The organism is Microcoleus sp. AS-A8 (genome assembly GCA_039962225.1).
Taxonomy (GTDB): domain Bacteria; phylum Cyanobacteriota; class Cyanobacteriia; order Cyanobacteriales; family Coleofasciculaceae; genus Allocoleopsis.
In genome coordinates this window covers 806,199-829,076 of sequence record JAMPKV010000001.1, presented here as the reverse complement: position 1 = coordinate 829,076, position 22,878 = coordinate 806,199, and the positions used below count along the sequence as shown (strand labels likewise).

Sequence of the window (22,878 nt, the reverse complement as noted above, 5' to 3'; positions counted from 1 at the left end):
CATGAAAACGGAGTTGCACATACCAAGCGACTTGAAGTTTTTGAGCATTGTGGAAAGCTGGCTGCTCGGCACTTTGGAATTGGAACTCGGTGACTCTGTAGATTGGCCACGTCAATCCAGTCGTTTGCGATTGGCGTTAGTAGAAGCTTACTCCAACGTCGTGCGCCACGCTCATAGAAACCAACCCAATTTACCAGTTTTGATTCGCTTGGAAGTTAAAGATCGGGATATTATCGTGGAGATTTGGGATCACGGTCAAGGGTTTGACTTATCCACTTATCTACCGCCCAATCCAGAGGATCGGCAGGAAAGTGGGTATGGTTGGTTGATTATGAATCGATTGATGGATCGAGTGGAATATCGCTTACAGGTGAATGGTCGTAACTGTTTGACCTTGGAGGCTAATTTACCCAAAGCTGAGAAATCGAAATATTAGTCATCATCAGAATTTTGATGCGGCGTCAAGGTTCTTGGTTTGAGCCTGACGGGTAAAGATGAAAAGACCTCTGCTCCTAGCAATACATGGATGTATTGCTCGAAGTAATTTTTTTGAGCGGCTTTGCTTGAGCAGAATTTATCTATATTCTGGTTTTTTTGCCAGAGAAACTCAATTAAAGTATAACTTTTGATAATTTAGCTTGTATTAATTTCCACAATAAGATAATTAGTATTTAAAGTGCATATTATCGAGATAATATGCTTAGTAAGCGTTACACAGAAATGGGTATAGGCTATGTTTTGCATGTACTCCAAACTGAATCATGCACACTATTGGGTTGTAGGGCTAAGTCATCCTCGCTTCTAAAATATCTTCATGCCGTGTTGACTCACGTCGGTTAATCGGGATAGGAAGAAGCCTCATGGTTGCCTGGTGACAACCTCGTCAGACTCGACCCATTCCCGATAACCCACAATCCCAATAAATCTGCCATTTGGATGCACAACCGCTTATTGAACCACGGCTTCTTCCACAGAATCACTGGGATTCACTAATTCCGGTTCTTCCCCCTCGGTGGAGGGTACAACTCGGACACGGGCAAATTTTAAACCCGTTATCCCTTGTAAGGGTTCAACCGTACCGGATTGGATTTCTGTATCCACCCAGCCTTCACGAGCCAGGTAACGCAGATATTGTTGATATTCTGACCACTCTTCTTCAGTGGAATAAACCAAAGTAACCATTCCCGGTTGGGTGATGCGAGTTCGGGATTCTTCATCAACCGCTTTATCAATCCGCTTTTTCACAATTTCATAGCGGATGTCCCGTGTTCCTCGCACTTCAAACAGTTTTTCAGTATTTTCATCATGGATAATATCCACTGTCTGGTCTTGCACTAAAACCAAGTGGGTGACTTCCATTTGGGTATTGTAGAGGGTTTGAAACTTGAACGCTGTTCGAGCACAGTCACAAACGGCGCGTAGCTGTTCGTAGCGTAGACTCCGCAGATGATAGATGGAAAATTTGGAGTCGATGGATTCCCCCACATAAATCATGTGATTGATGCCGTCTGTGGACTCCACATCACAGTAATGAGAAATAATTTGTTGCATCCGGACTTGCCAGCGTTCCCAGGTTTGTTTCAATAGGGCGTTAATCTGGCTAATGGTTTTATCGTAGTGGGCGCGGGATACATAGACCGATTTATGGTCGTTGTTGCAGCTTTGACGGTAGGTTTCCACCGCAGATTGAGCATCCGCACCACATTGGGCAAAATAGTCTAAGTAGAGTTCCAGGCGATCGCTCAAAAATTTCAGCGCGGTGACTTCGGCATCAACCGTCACTCGTTCTTTGAGGTGTTCGATATATTCGAGTAAATCCAGTCGTAGCTGTTCGCCTAAAGAACTCTTGTGGAACTGACACACAGCGTCCACAACCTGTAAACCCTGCTGAAATTGTTCCAGTAAATCAGACTGAATCGCACGGTTGCGCTCTTCCGAGGAGCCGCGAATATCTGAGATACCGTATAAGGGATAGACATTGGCAAAAACAATGGGTTCTGCCGCTAATCCCCAACTCCGGCGTTCGGCTTCTTGCAAAAAGCGCCACTCCACCGAGGGGTGAATATTGGTAAAGCGCTGCTGAATCGCTTGACGCAAAGCAGCGGTAAACGCAGGCATTAATTCTTCCGCATATTTGCAATCAACGCCATCAAAATTATGAGGGCGATCGCTAATGATTCCCACAATTCCCGCCAACTGTCGCGAACCTTTGCCGGATTTTAGGGGTCTAACCACCAAGGGAATGAGTAACATAGAACGTACCCCCTGATTGAGTAGCGATCGCTCACAATCGGTTTGGCAATCTTGAGTTAAGTCAGGCACATTCCAGACGCGATTGGCATCTGCCGCTCGCAAAAAATGTGACCCAGCGAGAGATTCTAAGGAGTGTACCGTGGCTCTTAATTCCTTACGCTCGGTACTCATGAACAGTCGTGTATGCTCATTCTCCGTACTCAGAATTAAGCTATTCGTAGCCCGAAACAGCGATCGCAACCGTTTATTAATCCGGCGAAACTTATCAGGACGGAGAATCGAATCCCTGTCAATCAGTAACCCAATGATATGGCGAATGGTTTCCCGTTCCGTCACATCCGAACCTTCCAATAGGAGTTGTCCGGTTAGCTGGTAATTGTCCAAGCGCAGCCGTTGTTTCCAAGCTTCCAAGGGTTCCCAATCGATGGACTTAACAGCACCCTCCGCCATTCGCCACGGCTCCAAATCCAAATCCGCCAACTCATCGATTTGAGCATCCAGACGGGAAATGTTCATTTGCTCTGAGCGAAACGCCAACTCAATCCAACGTGGCTCTGGATAAAGAGGACTCTTCAAGGAAACAATTACAGGTTGATCCAGCAGCCGTGACCTGGGAACCTTAATCTGATAAATATCTCGGAATATCAGATGTAGGATGTGCTGTCGGTACAATGATTCAATGGCTGTACCCTTAAAATCCGGTAATAAGTCTGATAAATGGAGGTCTTGACCCTTTAACTTAGAGCCAGACTCCGTCATACCCATCAGTGTCCAGAAGTAGTCATTGGCATAACGTAGGGTGAAACTACCAGGCTCTACCACAGCCATCAGCAACTGGCTATGATGCTGAAAATGAGTCAGCCAGTTCGACTTTTTCTTCATCGGCTGGAGCGGCTCATCTTCATCTTCTAAGTCTAGTGAGAGATCGTCTTCGAGGAAAGCGTTAACCAGCTCATCAAGGAAGTTAGGCGATGGTTGAGACTCTGATTCTGAAGAGGTGATAGACGGCTCGTTCTGGCTTTGTGCGTCGGCACCGAGCTTTAAGTCCTTTGTCGATTGGACGTTCTCCACATGGGAGCTTGGCTTACGGGTAGGCATGCAAACAGTAATGATTAAGGGCAGCGTATCACGGTTGGTTTACGGGCAACCTCAGTGACGAACAATCAAAGATCAAGAGTTATACCTCCTCAAACGAGGTTGCTAACACTTGATCGACTCAACCCGAAAAGAGCTATCGGCTATTACACCCATTGCCGAGTCCTTTCAACACCGCTTAAAGCACAGATCCCCGCCCTAAGCTGTCGAGTCAGTCATCGTTGGGTTGAGGAGGACGCACCCTACTCAATTTTTGATTGTGACCTAAAAATAGGAGCAATAGGCTGAGGACTAGAGCATCGGAGGGAGATTTTCAGCGGTTCTTAGGTGCTTTAAGCGTATGAGCCTTCCAATAATCTAACTTCTGAAGTTATTGATTTTCCAGGGGCAACAAGCGAGCGATACCCTTTCGTAATCACCCAAGTATTCCGGTATTTAGCTTAGTTTAGCTGATTGACTCGTCTCTATTTCAGCCTCATCCCCAGTGGCACGGTCTATTTTTAGAGTGACCTAACTCTGGCAATATAGACTAAGAGCCGATTAATATAGTCGGGTGTGATCTGCCCTGAGAAATCTTTTTCAAATCTCCCGTCTATGCAGACACATGGACGAAGATTGTAATACGCCATACATGAACCGGAACCACTGCTATTGCTTAGTAACAAAGCATTTATTGAGCTGGGTTCTGTATCCAACATTGCCGATATAAACGTCAATAAGCTGCCTGGGTGAAACCTGTTGAGTCTCGCTCAGTTCAACTTCTCATAAAAACAGGAGATTATCACTTTGAAAAAAAAGCTAAATCAGCCAGTCGTTGGAAAATTCAGCTTAATTGGATTACTTCTCATTTTCCTTCTACCCTTTGCCGTCGTCGTTTATCAACTGCTAGCCGAAATTGATGTAGGAATTAAGTTCGCCCAAAAAGAGAGACTGGGACTTCAGTATAACCAGCCTGTCAGACAACTTTTAGAAGATGTACAGCAGCATCGAGGGATGGTTAATGGTTATTTGAAAGGGGGTACTTCTTTTGAGCAACAAATTAATTTAAAACGGTCAGAAATCGAAGATGATATCAGAGCCATTGATCTGGTTGATCAACAGATCGGTAGCAAACTCCAAACTACAGAACAATGGATAACCTTAAAGGAAAAGTGGCAGACACTAAAAGGTAAAGCGCTGATTCTGAATCCTCAAGAAAGCTTTGATGCCCACACGGCATTGATTGCTGACATTCTCACGTTGATTTCACATGTCGGAGATATGTCCAATCTGATTCTCGATCCGGTGCTAGAGAGTTATTATTTGATGGATGCGGCAGTAATCAAGCTCCCCTCTATGACTGAAAATATGGCTCAAATTAGAGGGTTGGGCACCGGTGCAATTGTGCAAAAGCAGATCACCGCCGAGGAAAAAACTAAAATCACGATTCTATTAGGCTGGATAGAAGCTCCAAACAAGTCATTACGTCGGGGTTTACAAGTCTCTCTCACCAAAAATCCTAACCTCAGAAATAAACTAGAGGTTTACGCTCAAGAAAGTTTCAGTTCTACAGATGTATTTTTGGATTTAGTCGAACAAAAAATAATTCTTCCTAAAACAATCGATATTCAATTCGAGAACTATTTTGAGGAAGCGACAAAAGCGATCGATACCCAGTTTCAACTTTACGATCAAGTATCTACGGCTCTCGATGGGTTATTAGAAAAACGCATTAACGCTTTTTCTTGGAAGAAATATCGAGTTTTGGCCTTTTCATTGCTTGTCCTAGCCGCCATCCTTTATGTTTTGTGGGCTTTTACCCGCAGTCAGAACAAGCGCAGACAATCAGAGAATGCTCTGCGGGAAACTGAAGAGAAATATCGTACTATTTTTGAAAATGCCGTCGATGGAATTTTTCAGACCACCCTTGATGGGCATTATCTAAGCGCCAATCCCGCTCTCGCCCGCATCTATGGTTACGAATCACCAGAGGAATTAATTGCCAATTTAACTAATATTTCAAAACAACTTTATGTTGACCCTAACCGCCGAACCGAGTTCAAACAGTTGATTCAAAAACATGGCACTGTATCTGATTTCGAGTCTCAAATCTATGGCAAAAACGGCAAAATGAGCTGGATTTCAGAGAGTGCTCGTGCCGTCCGAGATACTCAAGGAACAATCCTCTATTACGAAGGTGCTGTTCAAGATATCACTCGTCGCAAACAAGCGGAAGAAGAACTGACACAATCCCAACAAAGACTTTCATTCCATTTAGAACACACATCCCTAGCCGTCATTGAGTGGAATGTGAATTTTGAAGTGGTGGAATGGAATCCGGCAGCACAAGCCATTTTTGGTTACAGCAAAAGCGAAGCCATCGGTCGCCCTGCGGTTGGATTAATTGTTCCCGAAAATGTCAAAGAGCAGGTAAGTCAAGTGTGGCAAGCCCTTCTCTTACAACAGGGTGGGACTCGGAGTACGAATGAAAACGTCACGAAAGACGGCAAGGTCATCACTTGTGATTGGTACAACACGGTATTACTCAACGATGACGGCAAGGTGATGGGCGTCACCTCACTGATTAATGATATTACCGAACGCGAACGGGTCAAAGCCGAACTAAGACAGGCTAAAGAAGCGGCAGAAATCGCCAACTGTGCCAAGAGTCAATTCCTCGCCAACATGAGTCATGAACTACGTACACCCCTTAATGCAATTATTGGTTACAGTGAAATGTTGCAAGAGGAAGCCGAAGATTTAGAACAAGAAGACTTTATTCCCGACTTGCAAAAGATTCATGCCGCCGGTAAGCATTTACTTGGACTGATTAACGATATTCTCGACCTCTCGAAGATTGAAGCCGGTCGGATGGAACTGTATCTGGAAACGTTCGATATCTCGGCGATGGCTGAGGATGTGGTGACGACTCTCCAACCCTTGGTCGATAAGAACAGCAATATTCTCAACATACAGTTTGGCAACAAACTCGGCTCTATGCACGCTGACCTAACGAAAGTGCGTCAGAGTTTATTTAACCTCCTGAGCAACGCCTGCAAGTTTACCCAACAGGGTACGATTACCCTGACGGTGAGTCGGGGAAGAGGCGGAGATGGGGAGAATTATTCAACTCCCATTCAAGAGGAGGAATCAATCGGTACGTCCTCCTCCTCTCTCCCCGTCATTAGCCCAGATTGGATCTCCTTCCAGGTGACGGACACGGGAATTGGCATGACTCCAGAACAAATGTCGAGGCTATTTGAGGCGTTTACTCAAGCGGATGCTTCGACGACGCGCCAGTATGGCGGCACTGGGCTGGGGTTAGCCATTACCAAGAAACTATGCCAGATGATGGGAGGAGATGTGACGGTGGAAAGCGAGGTGGGCAAGGGTTCTACCTTTACCATCCATCTTCCGGCAATCGTCCTCGACCCCAAAGCTCAGCCGACTCCATCGTTGCCCTTGAAATCGACTCCAGTGCCCCTTGGAGCCAAAACCATTCTCGTGATTGATGATGACCCAACCGTGCATGACTTGATGCATCGCTTTCTCAGTAAGGAAGGATTTCGAGTAGCCAGTGCCTTTAGTGGGGAGGAGGGGTTACTTTTAGCCCAGGAATTACAACCCGATGCCATCACGCTGGATGTGATGATGCCCAGAATGGATGGCTGGGCTGTGTTGTCGGGACTAAAGGCTAATCCTGAATTAGCACATATTCCGGTGATTATGCTCACAATCGTGGATAACAAGAATATAGGCTATGCCTTAGGTGCATCGGATTATTTAACTAAACCGATTGACCGCGATCGCTTAGGCGCTATTCTCAATAAATATCGAGGTGAGCGTCACCCCTGCCGACTCTTGCTGGTTGAAGACGATGCACCCACTCGTGAGATGATGCGCCGGATGCTGGAAAAAGAACAATGGACGGTGATGGAAGCTGAAAACGGTCAGGTTGCCTTGGAGCAAATGGCAAACCAACAACCTGAGTTAATTTTGCTGGACTTGATGATGCCTCAAATGGATGGATTTACCTTTGTTAATGTGTTGCAACAAAACGAAGCATGGCGTTCCATTCCGGTTGTGATCTTAACGGCTAAAGAAATCACAGCAGAAGACCGACAGCAGCTCAATGGTTATGTGGAAAATATTCTGCAAAAGGGAGCCTACACTCGCGAGGAGTTGCTGAGCCAAGTTCGCAAGCTGGTATCGGGTTCCGTTAGCTAAGAAGAAGGCAGGAGGCAGAAGGCAAGAGGCAGGAGGCAGAAGGCAGGAGGCAGAAGGCAGAAGGCAATAAAGTTTGTACATTAAGCTTTTTAACCTTTTTCAACTGGATAGTTATTTCTGCCATCCTGCACTAGGAAGCTTCTAAAGATAAACCTTTAACTCTATGGGCAAGAGCCGTAGTCTGGGGAAAGAAGAGATTCATGTCAAAAATCCTGTTGGTTGAAGACAACGAGATGAACCGAGATATGTTATCTCGACGTTTGCAGCGCAAGGGGCATGAAGTTTTGATTGCTCTGGATGGGATACAGGGAATTGAGCTAGCTCAGGCACAGCAGCCTGATCTAATCTTGATGGATATGAGTTTACCTGTCATGGATGGTTGGCAAGCCACGCAGCAACTCAAAGCCGCACCTGAAACCCGTGGGATTCCCATCATTGCCCTAACGGCTCATGCTATGGCGGGCGATCGCGAAAAATGCTTAGAGGTAGGATGCGACGACTACGATACTAAACCCGTCGAGTTTTCGCGTTTACTCGCTAAGATTCAGGCGCTATTAGAGAAAAAGTTACGTCATGAAACCTGAACAAGGCCGTGTGTTGGTCGTTGATGATAATGAAGCGAATCGCGACTTGTTGGCGCGTCGGGTGCGACGACAGGGGCACACGGTTACTGTAGCCGAAGATGGAGTCAAAGCACTAGAGCTGATGCGACAAGAGCTGTTTGATCTGGTGCTGCTCGATATTATGATGCCGAAAATGAATGGCTATCAAGTGTTAGAGCATCTCAAAAACGACCCCAACCTGCGCCATATCCCCGTGATTGTGATTTCAGCGGTGGATGATATTAATAGTGTGGTGGAATGTATTGAGCTGGGAGCAGAGGACTATCTCCCTAAGCCCTTCAATGCGGTATTGCTCGCTGCCCGGATTAGGAACTGCTTGGAGAAGAAATGGTTGCGCGATCAAGAGCAATTTTATCTCCAGCAATTGCAAGCAGAACAGGAACGAACGGATCGCTTACTGCTGAGCATTTTGCCCATGCCTGTGGCTGAGAAGTTGAAACAGGGACATCAAATCATTGCCGACAGCTTTGCAGAAGTCACGGTTTTGTTTGCTGACATTGTTGAATTTACCAAGCTTTCGGCTCATCACACGCCCATCGAAATTGTCAGCTTGCTCAATCACATCTTCTCCGCGTTTGATCGATTAGCCCAACAGCATGGGGTAGAGAAGATTAAAACCATTGGCGATGCCTATATGGCGGTTGGGGGCTTGCCCATACCACGGAGCAATCACGCTGAAGCGATCGCAGAAATGGCGATTGATATGCTAGACGTTGTTGCCCAATTTCAGGGAGACACCTATGAGCCGTTAACAATGCGGATCGGGATAAACACTGGCCCCGTTGTCGCTGGGGTGATTGGGACGAACAAGTTTATTTACGATCTATGGGGAGATACCGTGAATATCGCTAGCCGCATGGAATCTTTCGGTTTAGCGAGTTGCATTCAAGTCTCTTCAACAACTTACAATATCTTACAAAATAAATACTCTTTTAAAGAGCGAGGGGTTATCCCGATTAAAGGCAAGGGGGAGATGACAACTTATCTACTTACAGGGCGACAAATCGTTTAACTTTTTCTCAAAGGATTCTCTATTCACCCTACTACAGGCGAATGTAGATTCTAATGGAGCTGACAGTAATTCGCATCACATAATCGCATAATGAGTATCTCATACTAATCCGGGTTGACTATCCCTTTTTCTAAACGAACCACTCCAGGCACAGAGTTCGCTGAGGAGAGAAGAAAGAGTTAGAGGAGAACGTTAAGACTAGAGGAGATTCAAGCAGCGATTTCTCGTAATGTTTATACGAGTCAAAAATGATAGGGTGCGTTAACAACATGTAACGCACCCTACAAATATCTGGATTGGGATTTCTGGGTTTACCGTGAACCAGAAATTGGCTGAACAATACCCAACAATGGCTGAGGCTGATGTGTCGGAAGCTGTGGTGCTGTAAACGTTTCTGAGTACAAGCGAGAGCTATCTTGTGCAATCACGGGCAACGCATGACGAACCTGAGCGGCGATCGCTACGGTCTTCACATCATAAGTCTGCGTCAGCATTTTAGGATACAGACCAATTCCAATAATCGGCACCAACAGGCAAGCGGTGATAAAGATTTCGCGAGGATTGGCATCACCCAAATATTTCTCTACCTTCAGTTCCGGATTTGCGTTTCCGTAAAACACGCGGCGCAGCATGGAGAGGAGATAAATCGGGGTGAGGATTAATCCCACGGCGGCTAACAAAACCATCACAACTTTGAAGGCTGGATTGTAAGCATCACTGGTGGTAATTCCTAAGAATATCGACAACTCACCCACAAACCCACTCATCCCTGGCAACGCGAGAGACGCCATCGAACCAGCGGTAAACAAAGCAAACGCTTTGGGCATGGTTTTCGCCATTCCACCCATTTCTTCCATCCACAAGGTGTGTGTGCGATCATAGGCAACACCCGACAGGAAGAAGAGTGCAGCGGCAATCAGTCCGTGAGAGAGCATTTGCAGCATGGCACCGTTGATTCCCAAGTCGTTGAAACAAGCAATGCCAAGGAGAACAAAGCCCATGTGGGAAATTGAAGAGTAAGCCAGCCGACGCTTGAGATTCTCCTGAGCAAAGGCTGTGAATGCCCCATACACGATATTCACAATACCCAAAATCGCGAGTACGGGAGCAAAGTGAATATGGGCATTGGGCAGCATTTCCATATTCATGCGAATTAGCCCATAACCGCCCATTTTCAGCAACACACCCGCCAAAATCATCGAAATGGGGGCAGATGCTTCGCTGTGGGCATCCGGTAACCAGGTATGTAAAGGGAATATCGGGAGTTTGACGCCGAAGGCAATTAAGAAGCCTGTATAAGCTAGCAGTTCAAAGGCGATGGGATAGTGCTTGTGCGCTAGCTGTTGCATATCAAAGGTAACGGTATCGCCATAAAAGGCCATCGCTAAGGCCGCTACCAAGATAAATATTGAGCCTGCTGCGGTATAAAGAATAAACTTGGTCGCTGCATAGAGGCGCTTTTTCCCGCCCCAGATAGAGATAAGCAGATAAACCGGAACTAATTCTAGTTCCCAAATTAAGAAGAACAATAGTAAATCCTGAGCCGCAAAGACGCCAATCTGAGCGCTGTACAGAATCAGGAGGAGGGCATAAAACAGCTTGGGTTTCTGGGTGACTCTCCAGGCGGCTAGGGTAGCGAGGGTTGTCACTAAGCCAGTGAGGACAATTAGTGGCATCGACAAACCATCGACGGCAACTGACCAATTCAATCCCAACTGGGGTATCCAAGGGTAGGTTTCAACCAGTTGGAATGTGGAGCTTTGTAAATCGTAGTGGTTGCAAAAGGTGTAAATCGTTAAGGCAAAATCAATTAAACCCACCCCAAGCGCATACAAGCGGACGGTTCTACCTTCTTTATCCGGTAGGACGGGAATCGCTAGAGCGGCTAATAGGGGCAACAGAATAATAGTGGTCAGCCAGGGAAATTGACTATTAAGCATTACTGAGAATATATACCTATCGTTGCCGACTCTTTTATTTTATTAAGTTAAGTAAAGCTTTGAAAAGAGTCCGTCAATAAGGCCATCAAATCTTCATAATTGTATTGAATCAATGCTGAGCAGCATATTCATCAAAAACCGATGGCGTCAACCGTATTAATGGTTTCAATTTATACATTTAGCTTAAGTCGCTAGAAGCCGCACGCCTCAATGGGTAGGATGAGCGTGAGATGAATTGCGGGGCGACTTCGTAATACCTACGTCGCCCAAATTCTCTAGGGGTAAACCGTCGATCAACCTGGCTCGTCCGAGTCATGCCAGTGACATGGACAACAGCTTACTAGGGAAAGGGAAGAAAATGCCTGAAATCTCGCTGGGCTTCACATTCTAATCCCCATAGATAATTAGCATCACGCCAGCACCCAACAGAACAGCGAGTGCAATGGGTAAAGTAGCTGCCGCTTCAATTAGCGTGGGAAACAGAACATAAGCTGCCGCTAAAGCTAATACAATATCCAGAACTATTAACAGGGTTTTAAACAATTTCATGGTTTGGTAGAAATGCGTCTCCAAACCTTCTTTCTGCCGCTCTTCTCTCTAGTCGGGATAATTTTCGATTAAGGAACTAACCGTGCGAGAATACCCTTGGCAATTTTCTTCTCTAGGGGCTTATGCGAGAGCAAGCCCGACAAGAGTTGACGCCCGAACCAGCGCCTAAAAGACGGCAATCGTAGCCGCATTAGGTTTTGTAACACCCGTTGCAAGAGCAACGCCACCACTAGCAGGGCCAATAAAAGCCAAGGGTTAACTTGGATGAGCAGGGGTATCCACAGAAGTGCGATCGCCACCACAATCAACCAAGATAGCACCCTAATCAGCCGATTCCCATTCACCAAACGCCTCAGATGGAGCTGACTCAGCAGTTGATCGATCAGCCAATGGTGAGCCAAAGTAATCTGGCGACAAAAGTCGGGATATTCTAGACAATTGTTCTTAATCTGATGCAAGACTTCTCCATCGGTTGAAATCACACTCCGCATCAGCGCCTCTGGGTAACCGTCCTGCACAAAGTAAGTGTAAAAGGTTAATTCTGACCGCAGGTGATTTTCTGGATCAATCAGAGCGTAATAGCGCAAATCGGCTAGAAGCTGAGGAGAAAGCTCAAGGGGGCAACCCACCTCTTGTGCAGATTGAATTTGCTGGAGAACGTCTTGATCTAAGTTGAAGCGAATGCTGTGAAACACCACGCGAGAACGACTCATTCGCTCTTGCTCAAATTGGATATAGGGTTCTAAATTGAGAACCCTACGCTCCCTAGTCTTGTTGGAGTGCTTTCGGGAAATAGAATGCGGCACGGGAAATTTACTCTATCCTCACCGTTGTGGTTACGTTGAATTTCAGGGAGATCCATCCTTGCCAGAATTCCATTGCAGCGACGCCTGCACCAAACCAATGACAAACTCCAACAGTCCGCGCCACTGTTTTTCCCCAGCCGTAACACCCTCTTTGTGAATTTGGAGAATCACATCCCGATGAGGATGATCCAAAATTTCCTGAGAGTAGCGGTTAATCACATCACCATCTAGCTGAATCACAGTTTGGGCATAAATCATATCCGTCGTGACGGCTTTGTGCAGAACTTCGGGTTTAACATAGCCCGGTTGCTGTGCCAGCGTTCGGTACAAAGCCTTGTTTCGATTATCCAGTGCGGTTTTGAGTTCACTGACCTTTCGCAAGCTGCGTAAGAAGCGGCAGTTTCTCAGGACTCGTTGGGCTTTGAGAATCTCTTCTGAATGGGTAGGACTAATCGGGTCTGGTAGCCGTGTTTGGATATGATGCATTTCTACCGTTGGATCGGTAAGAATCGGGTTTTCCCCTGAGGTCGAATCGAGAAGTGTGGGGTTGTAAAACTCCGAGGATGGGTCACTCAGGAGCAAGGCGTACTCCAGTTCCAGGGTTTTGCGTAATTCCAGATAGCGATCGCGCAAAGACTCGTGAATTCCCTGCTGTTCCAAATACTCCCCAGAGATCGGATAAATATCTCGGTAGGCTTCCCAAGCGATGAACTTGTCCCCTGTAATCTGCTCAACAACCATCGTGTTCACTTCAACTGCCGTGATGTCGATCAGAACTTCCCCCAAGGAGTGTAAAAATTCATTTAGGTTTCGATTCAACCCAGAAGCGGCAGGTTGACTTTGGTGGGAGTGGGGTGCGACTAAGTCTGTCGTCTTTTTTCGCTTTCGGTTTTGAGTATTGATCATCGCCATCAATCTACCTGACTTCTAGCTATTCTGGTTTGGGGAATGACTTGGGAGGCGGTGGGGGTGGCACTTGTTTGCCAGCAGATTTCGGCTGAGTGGCTGCATCCGGCTCTTGACCTGTCAGTGTATCAGATGGTTTGTCAGAAACTCCTGGCTCAGACGCTGGTGACGCCTCTGAATCTGGGGAAAACTCTAACTCTTGGTTGTTGTTTAGATTCCGATTGTTCGTCTGCGACTCATCCGAGGTCAAATCGTCTAGGGTTTCAGACCAATCAAAACCCGCGCCTATATCGTGATCTCGATCTAAGAAAGCTCTAGAGGGTTCAAGTTTATCCGCCGTAAAGTCATCCCAATCCTCATTGGCTTCTAAGTCCGATCTCAACTCATCCACAGAGGGATTGGCAAAGGGATCTGTGTCTTCCACTAAGTCCCCCCAGTCCTCATCCTCTACCAACTCTAAGGACTCCATATCGATCAAAGGTGCCTCAAGTGCAGGCTGCGGCGCATCCATCACCCAATCATCCCATTCTTCATCCTCTTCTAAGTCCAAAGACTCCAAATTAGGAACGGGTTTGTCTAACTCTGTATCTGCTTCATGGTCAACGAAGTCCCCCCAATCCTCATCCAATGGGCTTCTTGCTTCCAGGCTTTCCTGTTCTGAGGTGGAAGGCGATGCAAAATCTTCCCGTTTGAGAGTTGGCCAATCCTGATTTCCGAGTGAGTCTAATTCTCGTTGAGCCGACTCCGGTTCTTCCCCCATGAAGTCTCCCCAGTCTTCATCCACGGGAGAGATTGAGGCTTCGAGGTGCTGTGGTTCTGAGGTTGGGAGTGATTCAAAATCGTCCCGACTGATGAGATTTTCCCAATGCTGAATTTCCAGCGAGTCTGATTCTTCCCGCTCAAACTCCGATTGTTCCGCCACAAGCTCCCTCAAATCCTGATCAATTGGAAAGCTTGAGGATTCTAGGTTCTGTGGTTCTGCTGCTGAGGGCGAAGCAAAATCTTCTGGCCTGAGATTTTCCCAATCTTGATGGGCGGGTAGGTTGAATGCCCCTGGCTCAGTCTCCGATTCTCCCTCAACCGTATCACTCCACTCCCAATTTTCACGTAGGTCTGACTCGGAAGTCTCTGGGTTAGGGGGTGGCGCGACGGGCAAAGACTCCAATAAATCTAATACAGAGTCATCCCAATCGTCATCATCCTCCTCGTCCTCTGTTTCCTCTACCCATACTGAGTCCTTCTCTGTCGATGGTGTCAGGGAAGAAACAGGAAGTTCCGAGACCGATGATGCCTCTGGAGTGATATCTTCTTGTGTGACGATGTCTGGACTGACTATTGCATCTGTTACTACCTCGGTCGGCTCAACGACTGGCCTAGGCTCAGTGGTTTCCTCAACCGTTGGTAATAATTGACTCTGGGCATCCAGGGATTCAGGCTCAATGAAGGGAGGGGTTGTATCTGGATAACGCAGAGCCACTAAAACCTCAAATAGCTTTTGCAAACTCTTGAGGTTGTTTTCAATTAACTGACTGCCTCCAGCGACTTGCTCCAGGTGGAATTGCTTCAATTCCCGGTAGCGACCATTGCCGATAAACTCTTCACCAACCTCGTGTTCAACCTCTCCCTCAATCATATTGATGCGGGTACGCAGGCGATGACCGGGCTTGGCTTCCGATGTCTCTACATCCTCTTCTGTGGGCACCCAGGTGGTAAATTTCAACTCAACCGCTTCACTGAGGGCTAGAGCCAGTGCCTCAGGAATGTTACCCGCCTTAAGTTGTGCTTTAAAGTCATCGCTAGACGCCATATATACTATCCCCACTGAAATCGGCGGTTCGCTGGCCAAGAAACTGCCTAAAATGTTTCCGTATTGTCAATTTTTACTGTTTATTGTCTGGCTCGGAGGGAGGGAGGGCAGAATTTCCATCCCCTAGTCGGCGTGATGCCGGTGGTAGGTGGGTTAAGGTATTGGTCAGAACAGTAAACAGTTGTTGTAAGTTTTCCAAATTGTGCTGAATAATTTGGCGTCCTTGTTGAACTTGTTCCATATGGAATTCTCGCAGTTCGGTATAAGGGCCATTCCCAATGAACCGACTGCCCACTTCATTATCGATCGCACCATCTACGATATTCATGCGGGTACGCATACGGCTATCGGGAGCCGGCTTGGCTGTTTCTGCTGTGGTGTTAGTCTCTGGGTTCTTGGATGAAGATACCCAGGTGGTAATTTCCAACTCAACGGCTTCACCCAGTGCCAGGGTTAGGGCATCCACAATCCTTCCTGCCTTAAGTTGTTCTTTGAAGTCGTCGCTGATTGCCATACGCTTATGCTTGCCTCAAGCGATAAAGATAGCTTGCATATTAGACTAGAAGTGCCTTGACTATAGCAAACCTCTGCCCCACCTTAACAATTTTCATTTTCAATCCCATCCCAATGTGTTAGGTGTTGAGTCTCAATGTTGGCAATTCACTGCCAGAAGTCTGTGGCGTCATATCCCAACTGCCTCAGCATATGGCGCAGCAGCGGTAAGCTGAGACCAATAACATTGGTGTGACAACCTTCTAGCTTTTCCACAAACAGGCTGCCTTTACCTTCCAATGCAAAGCAGCCAGCACAGTGCAGGGGTTCACCGGTCGCGACATAGGCTTGAATCGCGCGATCGCTTATATGGGCAAAGTAGACGTTTGTGGTACCGTGGCGAACTATAGTTTGTTTTTTGGCTACGTCAATCAAGGCATGACCGGTGTACAGTACGCCCATCGTTCCTCGCATTTGCTGCCAACGGGCGATCGCTTCCTCTGGATTAGCGGGTTTTCCATGAATTTCGCCCCTGACGCTCAACACCGAATCACAACCCAAGATTAGGGCATCGTTAAATTGACCTACAACCGTCTCGGCTTTTTTCAGCGCCAGAGTCTCCACCAACGCCAGGGGGTCACTTAATTGCACTTGAGATTCATCAAAGCCACTTTGGCAAACCACTGGTTCAATCCCAGCATTTTGCAACAAGCGTCTGCGAGCAGGAGAAGCGGAGGCTAATACAAAGGTTGGGATACCCATAATCTCCAGAAGTTGAGGACACTTAGTGTCAGAGCTTTTCAGTTAGTACACCTACATCAATTCCAGCTCGTCATTGCGCTGCAAGCATCTTTTATTGAGTTAGCTTCTTTTCGCTTCAATACACTGAAAAAGACTTAACAACTTGCTCGAACACATTCCGCATCTTATTCCAGCGCCCTTCCGTGGTTGAAGCATTAAAGGTGTAGAGTTTGCCACGACTCACAGCCACACTAGCGAGGTTGTGCCGTTCTTGGTTGGGAAGCTTGACATTGTATTCCAGCAGGTAATAAGTTTTATCCCCAGACTCACGCGCTTCAGCGTTAACCAATTCCGCTTGGCGACCTGAATTCGCAGGCGCGATCGCATTTTTTTGCAACTGATAGCCCACTTCCCCTGGTGTTCCCAAATCTTGCAGCGTTTTCCCTTTGGGCACTTCGCTGAAGATGACGCTAACATTTTCTGTCTGCTCTACCAAATCGCGGAACACAATATCAGGCCCGGTAGTCACTTGAACGGGCACCCAACCATTGGGATAGAGAAACTCATAGCCATCAATGCTATCGACATAGCTTTTCAATCCGCTGATACCGGTCGTGCATCCATGTAAACCCAGGCTCAGCACCAGCAGCAGTAGGGCGGCAATTGCTTTGAGCATCTTTACTCTCCGTTGAATCCTGCTGCTTTATTTTCTCATCTTTAGGGGACAAAGCTTGGGTTAAGTTATTGAAGAAAAATAGTGTATTCTGACGGTCTATTATATTCAGTACAAGAGTCTTAATCCGTTCTTAAAGCTTAGATCTCTAGGAACTACACGGCATGATTTGAGAGTTTTAAAGGCGTTCACCCAAAACTTGAGCTAACGACTTGAGAAAGAATGCTGCTTTAGAGGAAACTATGAACCCGACTTATCGAATACTCGCTTTTTTGGGATTTACCACCCTACTGGTTGGACTACCTAATACCGTTTTTGCCCAGCTTCCCCCTGCTCAAGGGCTGATTGCCGCCCAGCAGCAGCAAGGGCTGAGCGCTGTGGAGTTGTATAACCGAGGCGTTGATAAACTCAATGCGGGGAATTATCAGGGAGCGATCGCAGATTTTAACCAGGCGTTGCAACTCGACCCCAAAGATGCAGACACTTATTATAACCGGGGGTATGCTTATCACACCCTAGGCAGTTACGAGAAGGCGATCACAGACTACACTGAAGCGATTCGGTTAAACCCTAAATTTGCTCAAGCTTACAGCAATAGGGGCTATACCTATTTTGTGTTGAAAAATTACCAACAATCAATCGCTGATGTCACAAAAGCCATTGAACTGAATCAAAGCAGTGACAACGCTTACGTCAGCCGAGGGAATGCTCACGATGAACTGGGAAACCATGAGGCCGCATTAGCTGACTATGAAAAAGCCCTCTCGCTCAATCCCAACAATGCTAGGGCGTTTTACAACCGAGGTTTAACCCGTAACCGCCTCAATCAGCATCAATCCGCTATTCAAGATTACTCCCAAGCGATTCGGATTCAACCTGAATTTGCCGAAGCCTATTACAATCGAGGACTCTCTGGCTTCAACCTGAAAAACTATAAAGATGCGATCGCAGACTTGAAAAAAGCGGCTGAACTTTTCAAGCAAAACGGTAGGACAGAGAATTCTCAGAGTGCGATGGATGTGATTAAAACCATACAGGAGTTAGGTAACTCCTGACTTGCACCAGTCTTGACCTACCGTTAGATGCTATCAATGGCTCATCGGATTGAGTAATTGGCTTTGCTGGTACTCCGAGTACCCTTGTATCGCTCAACTAGCTCATACCAGAGGCTGAGTAAGCGACGAAGACTAATCCCCCAACGAGTACCAGCGCTGCCACACCCAATAAAATGTAATTTCGTTTTTGATCACCTGTCGGAGGCTCTGCCAGGTAAGTCTTGGTCTCTGGGGCAAAATTATTGATCAGGCCGCCTTCTTCTTTGGTAAATGGCATGAAAATAATAACCTTTGTTTACTTATTAACTTTAAATTTAACAGAAATAGGCATTAATGCTCTCCTCGATTAGTCATAAATCTTTACGAAGCTTCCTGAATCTTTACACTCAGCGCCGTTGTAGTCGATGGGGTATCGCCGGAGGGATTGTACATCAGGAGTTCAGGAGAAGAGAAAACCTTTCCTGTGCTTCTCCGTCAAGAGCCAACATTAACGGTATAGTTCAGGGAAAACGGTCTAAAGCGTGCCCCCGGCTTCGCCGTGCCCCTGAGTTCGAGTTCGTAAGCCCCAACGGTGGGAAATACGATATCTGCCCCTGGAATCCCTCGATACTGTTCTGCTGAAATCGCTCTTAAGCGGGGAGTCAGGAGAGGTCGTGCATTTTGAGGGCGGGGCTTAGAGTAGACAAACAACTGACAGTTACATTGTGATAAAGGGATTGGCTGCCCTCCTTTACGAGTCAGCGCAAACCAAGCTTGAGTCGATTTTCCAGCTTTAGGATTATGATTCGGTGTAATGTGAAAAGTCGCCGCTACATCACCCGATATGCCAACAGTATGGGCGACAACAGGAGCGGCAATGAAGACCCAAAGGAAAAGCCATCCCAAATTTGTTCCTGGAGTGAGACGGAGCATAAAACCTCTACAATGCAGGAGAAACGAGCATAGCTGAGAAAGACAGGATGACCTGAAAACCCGTTCAGAATTGAAGGGGTGATTTCTTTCAGATTTCAGCCAAGTCAATTTTGCAGAATGTGTTTTGGCAGTGTCAAACGACAGGTTGTCGCATTCAGGGGTTGCCAAGCTCAACAAGTCTGGATGGGAAGACTAAAATCAATCGTCATTTCCACCAGAAGGGGTAAGGAACATTCGTACAATAATGTCTTGGCTTCATATCATTCAACAGATTCAGGAGATTGGCAATGTCAACAGTCGCAGTTGGGTCCATTGAAACGAAGGGCTTTCCTGCTGTACTCGCCGCAGCAGATGCAATGGTCAAAGCCGGTAGAGTCACCTTAGTGGGATATATCCGAGTAGGTAGCGCTCGCTTTACAGTTAATATTCGCGGGGATGTTTCGGAGGTGAAAACCGCTATGGACGCTGGAATCGCGGCGGTAGAAAGAGTTTACGGTGGTGCGTTAGAGTCTTGGGTGATCATTCCTCGTCCCCACGAAAATGTAGAAGCGGTTCTGCCCATTGCTTATTCCGCTGAAGTTGAACAATACCGGGATGCTGTGGAAAACCCCATCATGCCTAGACGCGCAAACGGCTCTTCCTTTTAAATAAGGCTTGAAGGATGAAGCATAAAGGTTGAAAAATCAAGTGATCAAGTGTGGTTTGACTTCTGAAACCCAAAGCAGATTTGAGCTTTCACAAAGCCATCCAACCTTTTGCTCCTTCATCCTTCACCCTCAGAACTGACCTCTCAGGTGAAGTACCACTGTACTCTACGTTACCGAGTCACGCCCTGTATCACATTGGAACCATCAAAAGGTTGTGGATTACCAGTCCAATTAAAGTCGTTAATCCGCAAGCTAATAGAACCGAGTTGCTGAACTGGGTTGAAGCGCAAGAGGATGTTGTAGGTACGACGGCTATATTCCAACAGGTAGTCCGTGCTGATCTCCTTACCTGTATCTAAATTAATATACGTCTGAAACCCAACCCGGAACGGGCCATACACTTGCTGAGTGATTCCAGCAGATAGCACTTTAGTATCCGCCACTCGGTCGAAGAGGAAGGGTGATTTGTTCCCAAGAGCTACCTGTGTGTAGCCGATGTTAAAACCTGTGTAGTCCAGGTAAGGGCGAGAGAAATGACCCAGTTGCCCAACAAGTCCAATGGTGCCACTTAGGGATTGTTGAGTATCTCCGTTACTGTAGGCACTGGCAACCCCGGTCACGGATGTATTGACGGATAAGTAAGGAACAACTGGGGTTGGAGTATAGCGTAACCCTTCTGTGGGAGTTGGCGGTAAAGCTTGACCCTGCCACAGTAAAAACCCCTTACCTAAAGAAACACTGCCTTGATAACGCCCCAGACTAATTCGATTATTGGTGCGGTTGGGTTCAAGTAAGTCTAATCGATCCGTATCGGCGTTGATATATTGAGCACCGGCCTGATAAGTGAGGTTAATACCTGTATTCCCTAAGGGAATCACGGGTGAGGTGATAACGGCACCGATGCTACTCTGAACAGTCTGGAAACCCAGGGAGCCGTTAAACAGACGATCGCGATAGCTAGACTCCAAGTTGAGGGTATGAGGGAGAGTCGCGCCGATGATCTGCTGAAGTCGTAAACTGCCGCGAAAATTTTCTTCAAAGTCGGTGGGATCGAACGTGGTGAGAACCGCACGCCCGGTCAAGGTTGTTCGTGGCCCAAGAGTCCCATCCAGCCTAGCTCTTACCCCAAACACCGAGGGGTCAATAACGCCTTCCTCAAAAATGGCTCGCTGGAGAAAGTACTGGGGTGTGACACTAAAGCGCAGGTTCGGTGTATTGAGTACCTCAAATGATCGCTCAACAAACAAACCACCCCGATCATTTCCATCATAGCCAAAGTTGAGCAGAGCCGGTTCCCGTGGACGACGGTCAATCGTGATGCGATTGCGTAACAAGGGTAGCTCAAACCCCTGGTCGAACACAATGCGGGGTCGAGAGGCGACCACTTCATCCACCAACGGTTCTAACCGTGTAAATCGAGCGGTATCGGCGCGTACCTCTAACTCTGGCGGTGAGAAGGGATCGTTGGTAATCCGCACGTTCCGAGCGATCGCATTGGAGCCTTCAAACTCCACCCGTTCAGCTTGATAGCGAAAGCGATTAATCGTTCCCCCTGATGGCGGAACCGATAAATTTTGGGCTGAACTCCCACCACCCACCACAAAAGAATAACCTCCAGGGTTACTAATTCCTTGTAAGGGTTGATCGCTGGCGATGCGCTCACTTAACGGTCGTTGGGGGGGTGGGGCGGTACTCCCCGGTGTTGGTGAGAATGAAAGATCGCTTCCGGCGGTGGGTGAATATAACTCGCCACTGGCATTTAAAATAACGCCACTATCTTGGACAAAGTAATACTCAAAGCGTTGACCCCGTAACACCTGCTGTCCTCGTGTTAGGGCGACATTGCCTTGGGCGACGATAATCCGATTGGGTAAATTTACTTCAACGCGATCGGCATTGAGTAAGGCTTCCCGAAACCGCAACACAACATTGCCCTGTGCTGTAATTACTTTTCGCTGATCATCATACTCTTGGCGGTCTGCCGTTAACTCAATCACACCACCTGTACCGAAGGGATTATCGGGTACGTTGGGCGTGGGTGTTGGTGTGGAAGGGGGTTGAGGGTTAACCTCGTCCTCATTGGGTGTGGGTGCGACTTCTTCTTCCGGTGAGGGTTGAGTCTCTGGATTGGGAATACTGAACTCAAATTCTTTCGCCTCTCCCCCACGCTCTTGAGTCACCAGACGCTTCACGTTTTGTGTGCCCAGTGTCACACTTAAGGCATCAGACGGTGAGACGTTCGAGGACGCAGAGGCTTGAAGCGTATTCGCTTCACTGACTAAAACGGGCGGGGAAGAACGGGTTGGGGGAGATAGGGCGGCGGAACTTGAAAAACTCTGGGAGCGATCGCTTTGCTGCTCTACTGCTTCACCTATCGATGGAGCTTCAGGGGATGGTCTGGAATATCCGACGGAAATAGGAGGGCCGAGTAAGGCGGCGCTTTTATAAGCCCTCAATGGAGAAAATTCAGGAGCAAACGCCTCTGGCGGGGTCGGTTTAGGGATTGTTCCGCTAGAAAGCGAACGACTCAGTCTCGCGCCCGGTGCCTCGATTGAAGCTTGTTCAAGAGTAACGGCATCGTTAGTCGTTACGGGCTGGATAATTGCAGGGGTTTCAGGCGGTTGAACGGGTTGGGGCATCTTTCAACAGTAAGAGTCGAAGGGACGGCTCCGAAACGTGAGCGTCCACCGCCCTGAATACTGCCAGGGCAAGGCACGCCTCGCCCTTTCAGACTGGGGGATGAAGCGGTAAGCTTTTTCGGCCTGCTAGACGACCAGCACCATCGGTGCCGCAGCCATCCAGAGTACCATGCTACGCTTAACCGTTGGAGTAAATTACTCCAAATCCCGTCGATTGGGGTTACGAGCCGGATCGTTTGACAAAAAGCCAAACACAAATAGAGCCACGAAGATACTAACAACGATATAGACCACAATTTTGAGGGTCACCATATTGATATCTCCCAGAGAGGATGAACAGCAGAATGTCTTAAGCGTTACAAAACGCTATAACTTTCTTAATCATACCCAAAGGTGGCTTCCTTTTTTTGGCTTGAATCAAGGAAACGGCGTCGCTCTCCAGCCGTCTGTGACTGTATTAGCTGGGCTTTGGTCAGCTATGACGCATCCTGGTTGTGTTGCGTTCCAGCCGATGGCAGAGAA

General features: G+C 47.3%; 19 protein-coding genes. 6 read left to right on the top strand and 13 right to left on the bottom strand.

Translation table 11 applies throughout. From position 1 onward, the window contains the following. The first annotated feature begins 1 nt into the window (after position 1). Positions 2–436, top strand: a complete 435-nt coding sequence (locus NDI48_03180; protein MEP0830205.1) for an anti-sigma regulatory factor — start codon at positions 2–4, stop codon at positions 434–436. 512 nt (positions 437–948) lie between these two features. Here NDI48_03180 and NDI48_03175 read toward each other — a convergent pair. Beyond that, entirely contained in the window at positions 949–3,351 is a 2,403-nt protein-coding gene (locus tag NDI48_03175) for a GAF domain-containing protein (protein MEP0830204.1), read from the bottom strand. A 783-nt stretch (positions 3,352–4,134) separates the two neighbouring features. Here NDI48_03175 and NDI48_03170 point away from each other — a divergent pair. The 3 genes from NDI48_03170 (at position 4,135) to NDI48_03160 (ending at position 9,189) form a co-directional block, all read left to right on the top strand. Beyond that, positions 4,135–7,554, top strand: coding sequence for a response regulator (locus NDI48_03170; GenBank protein ID MEP0830203.1), 3,420 nt, complete (start codon positions 4,135–4,137; stop codon positions 7,552–7,554). Between the two features lie 200 nt (positions 7,555–7,754). Next, on the top strand, positions 7,755–8,138 hold the full coding sequence (locus NDI48_03165) for a response regulator (GenBank protein MEP0830202.1): 384 nt from the start codon (positions 7,755–7,757) through the stop codon (positions 8,136–8,138). Continuing rightward, positions 8,128–9,189 (top strand): response regulator, encoded by a 1,062-nt coding sequence (locus NDI48_03160; GenBank protein MEP0830201.1) that lies wholly within the window; start codon positions 8,128–8,130, stop codon positions 9,187–9,189. Before NDI48_03165 ends, NDI48_03160 begins: the two co-directional genes overlap by 11 nt. Before the next feature lie 311 nt (positions 9,190–9,500). On the opposite strand, the gene NDI48_03155 is transcribed toward NDI48_03160, so the two are convergent. The 8 genes from NDI48_03155 to NDI48_03120 all read right to left on the bottom strand — a co-directional run bounded on the left by NDI48_03155 (position 9,501) and on the right by NDI48_03120 (position 17,106). Continuing rightward, on the bottom strand, positions 9,501–11,129 hold the full coding sequence (locus NDI48_03155) for an NAD(P)H-quinone oxidoreductase subunit 4 (protein MEP0830200.1): 1,629 nt from the start codon (positions 11,127–11,129) through the stop codon (positions 9,501–9,503). A 387-nt stretch (positions 11,130–11,516) separates the two neighbouring features. After that, a complete protein-coding gene (locus tag NDI48_03150; protein MEP0830199.1) occupies positions 11,517–11,678 on the bottom strand; it encodes a hypothetical protein in 162 nt (53 codons plus the stop codon). Positions 11,679–11,746: 68 nt separating this feature from the next. Beyond that, the gene (locus NDI48_03145) at positions 11,747–12,391 is read right to left on the bottom strand and encodes a hypothetical protein (GenBank protein ID MEP0830198.1); all 645 of its coding nucleotides are present in this window, start codon (positions 12,389–12,391) and stop codon (positions 11,747–11,749) included. 135 nt (positions 12,392–12,526) lie between these two features. After that, the gene (locus NDI48_03140) at positions 12,527–13,396 is read right to left on the bottom strand and encodes a hypothetical protein (protein ID MEP0830197.1); all 870 of its coding nucleotides are present in this window, start codon (positions 13,394–13,396) and stop codon (positions 12,527–12,529) included. A gap of 19 nt (positions 13,397–13,415) precedes the next feature. Continuing rightward, a complete protein-coding gene (locus NDI48_03135) occupies positions 13,416–15,197 on the bottom strand; it encodes a hypothetical protein (GenBank protein ID MEP0830196.1) in 1,782 nt (593 codons plus the stop codon). A 73-nt stretch (positions 15,198–15,270) separates the two neighbouring features. Continuing rightward, positions 15,271–15,711 (bottom strand): hypothetical protein, encoded by a 441-nt coding sequence (locus NDI48_03130; protein MEP0830195.1) that lies wholly within the window; start codon positions 15,709–15,711, stop codon positions 15,271–15,273. 146 nt (positions 15,712–15,857) lie between these two features. Next, positions 15,858–16,451 (bottom strand): Maf-like protein, encoded by a 594-nt coding sequence (locus NDI48_03125; GenBank protein MEP0830194.1) that lies wholly within the window; start codon positions 16,449–16,451, stop codon positions 15,858–15,860. A gap of 115 nt (positions 16,452–16,566) precedes the next feature. Then, positions 16,567–17,106: a photosystem II reaction center PsbP family protein gene (locus NDI48_03120; protein ID MEP0830193.1), complete on the bottom strand. Its 540-nt coding sequence runs from the start codon at positions 17,104–17,106 to the stop codon at positions 16,567–16,569. A 239-nt stretch (positions 17,107–17,345) separates the two neighbouring features. Between NDI48_03120 and NDI48_03115 the strand changes: the two genes are divergently transcribed. Then, entirely contained in the window at positions 17,346–18,158 is an 813-nt protein-coding gene (locus tag NDI48_03115; protein MEP0830192.1) for a tetratricopeptide repeat protein, read from the top strand. 97 nt (positions 18,159–18,255) lie between these two features. Here NDI48_03115 and NDI48_03110 read toward each other — a convergent pair whose 3' ends face one another. Continuing rightward, on the bottom strand, positions 18,256–18,435 hold the full coding sequence (locus NDI48_03110) for a ssl1498 family light-harvesting-like protein (protein ID MEP0830191.1): 180 nt from the start codon (positions 18,433–18,435) through the stop codon (positions 18,256–18,258). Between the two features lie 197 nt (positions 18,436–18,632). Continuing rightward, positions 18,633–19,070, bottom strand: a complete 438-nt coding sequence (locus NDI48_03105) for a hypothetical protein (protein MEP0830190.1) — start codon at positions 19,068–19,070, stop codon at positions 18,633–18,635. Between the two features lie 287 nt (positions 19,071–19,357). Between NDI48_03105 and NDI48_03100 the strand changes: the two genes are divergently transcribed. Then, a complete protein-coding gene (locus tag NDI48_03100; protein MEP0830189.1) occupies positions 19,358–19,717 on the top strand; it encodes a carbon dioxide-concentrating mechanism protein CcmK in 360 nt (119 codons plus the stop codon). Between the two features lie 170 nt (positions 19,718–19,887). Here NDI48_03100 and NDI48_03095 read toward each other — a convergent pair whose 3' ends face one another. Together NDI48_03095 and NDI48_03090 are read right to left on the bottom strand one after the other, a co-directional pair. Continuing rightward, complete coding sequence (locus NDI48_03095) at positions 19,888–22,356, bottom strand: DUF3769 domain-containing protein (protein MEP0830188.1); 2,469 nt, start codon at positions 22,354–22,356, stop codon at positions 19,888–19,890. Between the two features lie 195 nt (positions 22,357–22,551). Next, positions 22,552–22,668, bottom strand: a complete 117-nt coding sequence (locus tag NDI48_03090) for a photosystem II reaction center protein I (protein MEP0830187.1) — start codon at positions 22,666–22,668, stop codon at positions 22,552–22,554. Positions 22,669–22,878 lie beyond the last annotated feature (210 nt).

Excerpts from the sequence above, each read along its gene's own strand:
- NDI48_03130 (MEP0830195.1), bottom strand. The coding sequence starts at position 15,711 with ATGGCAATCAGCGACGACTTCAAAGAACAACTTAAGGCAGGAAGGATT.
- NDI48_03115 (MEP0830192.1), top strand. The coding sequence starts at position 17,346 with ATGAACCCGACTTATCGAATACTCGCTTTTTTGGGATTTACCACCCTA.
- NDI48_03100 (MEP0830189.1), top strand. The coding sequence starts at position 19,358 with ATGTCAACAGTCGCAGTTGGGTCCATTGAAACGAAGGGCTTTCCTGCT.
- NDI48_03110 (MEP0830191.1), bottom strand. The coding sequence starts at position 18,435 with ATGCCATTTACCAAAGAAGAAGGCGGCCTGATCAATAATTTTGCCCCA.
- NDI48_03155 (MEP0830200.1), bottom strand. The coding sequence starts at position 11,129 with ATGCTTAATAGTCAATTTCCCTGGCTGACCACTATTATTCTGTTGCCC.
- NDI48_03090 (MEP0830187.1), bottom strand. The coding sequence starts at position 22,668 with ATGGTGACCCTCAAAATTGTGGTCTATATCGTTGTTAGTATCTTCGTG.
- NDI48_03095 (MEP0830188.1), bottom strand. The coding sequence starts at position 22,356 with ATGCCCCAACCCGTTCAACCGCCTGAAACCCCTGCAATTATCCAGCCC.
- NDI48_03125 (MEP0830194.1), bottom strand. The coding sequence starts at position 16,451 with ATGGGTATCCCAACCTTTGTATTAGCCTCCGCTTCTCCTGCTCGCAGA.
- NDI48_03105 (MEP0830190.1), bottom strand. The coding sequence starts at position 19,070 with ATGCTCCGTCTCACTCCAGGAACAAATTTGGGATGGCTTTTCCTTTGG.
- NDI48_03145 (MEP0830198.1), bottom strand. The coding sequence starts at position 12,391 with ATGAGTCGTTCTCGCGTGGTGTTTCACAGCATTCGCTTCAACTTAGAT.
- NDI48_03165 (MEP0830202.1), top strand. The coding sequence starts at position 7,755 with ATGTCAAAAATCCTGTTGGTTGAAGACAACGAGATGAACCGAGATATG.
- NDI48_03120 (MEP0830193.1), bottom strand. The coding sequence starts at position 17,106 with ATGCTCAAAGCAATTGCCGCCCTACTGCTGCTGGTGCTGAGCCTGGGT.
- NDI48_03135 (MEP0830196.1), bottom strand. The coding sequence starts at position 15,197 with ATGGCGTCTAGCGATGACTTTAAAGCACAACTTAAGGCGGGTAACATT.
- NDI48_03150 (MEP0830199.1), bottom strand. The coding sequence starts at position 11,678 with ATGAAATTGTTTAAAACCCTGTTAATAGTTCTGGATATTGTATTAGCT.
- NDI48_03160 (MEP0830201.1), top strand. The coding sequence starts at position 8,128 with ATGAAACCTGAACAAGGCCGTGTGTTGGTCGTTGATGATAATGAAGCG.
- NDI48_03180 (MEP0830205.1), top strand. The coding sequence starts at position 2 with ATGAAAACGGAGTTGCACATACCAAGCGACTTGAAGTTTTTGAGCATT.
- NDI48_03140 (MEP0830197.1), bottom strand. The coding sequence starts at position 13,396 with ATGGCGATGATCAATACTCAAAACCGAAAGCGAAAAAAGACGACAGAC.
- NDI48_03175 (MEP0830204.1), bottom strand. The coding sequence starts at position 3,351 with ATGCCTACCCGTAAGCCAAGCTCCCATGTGGAGAACGTCCAATCGACA.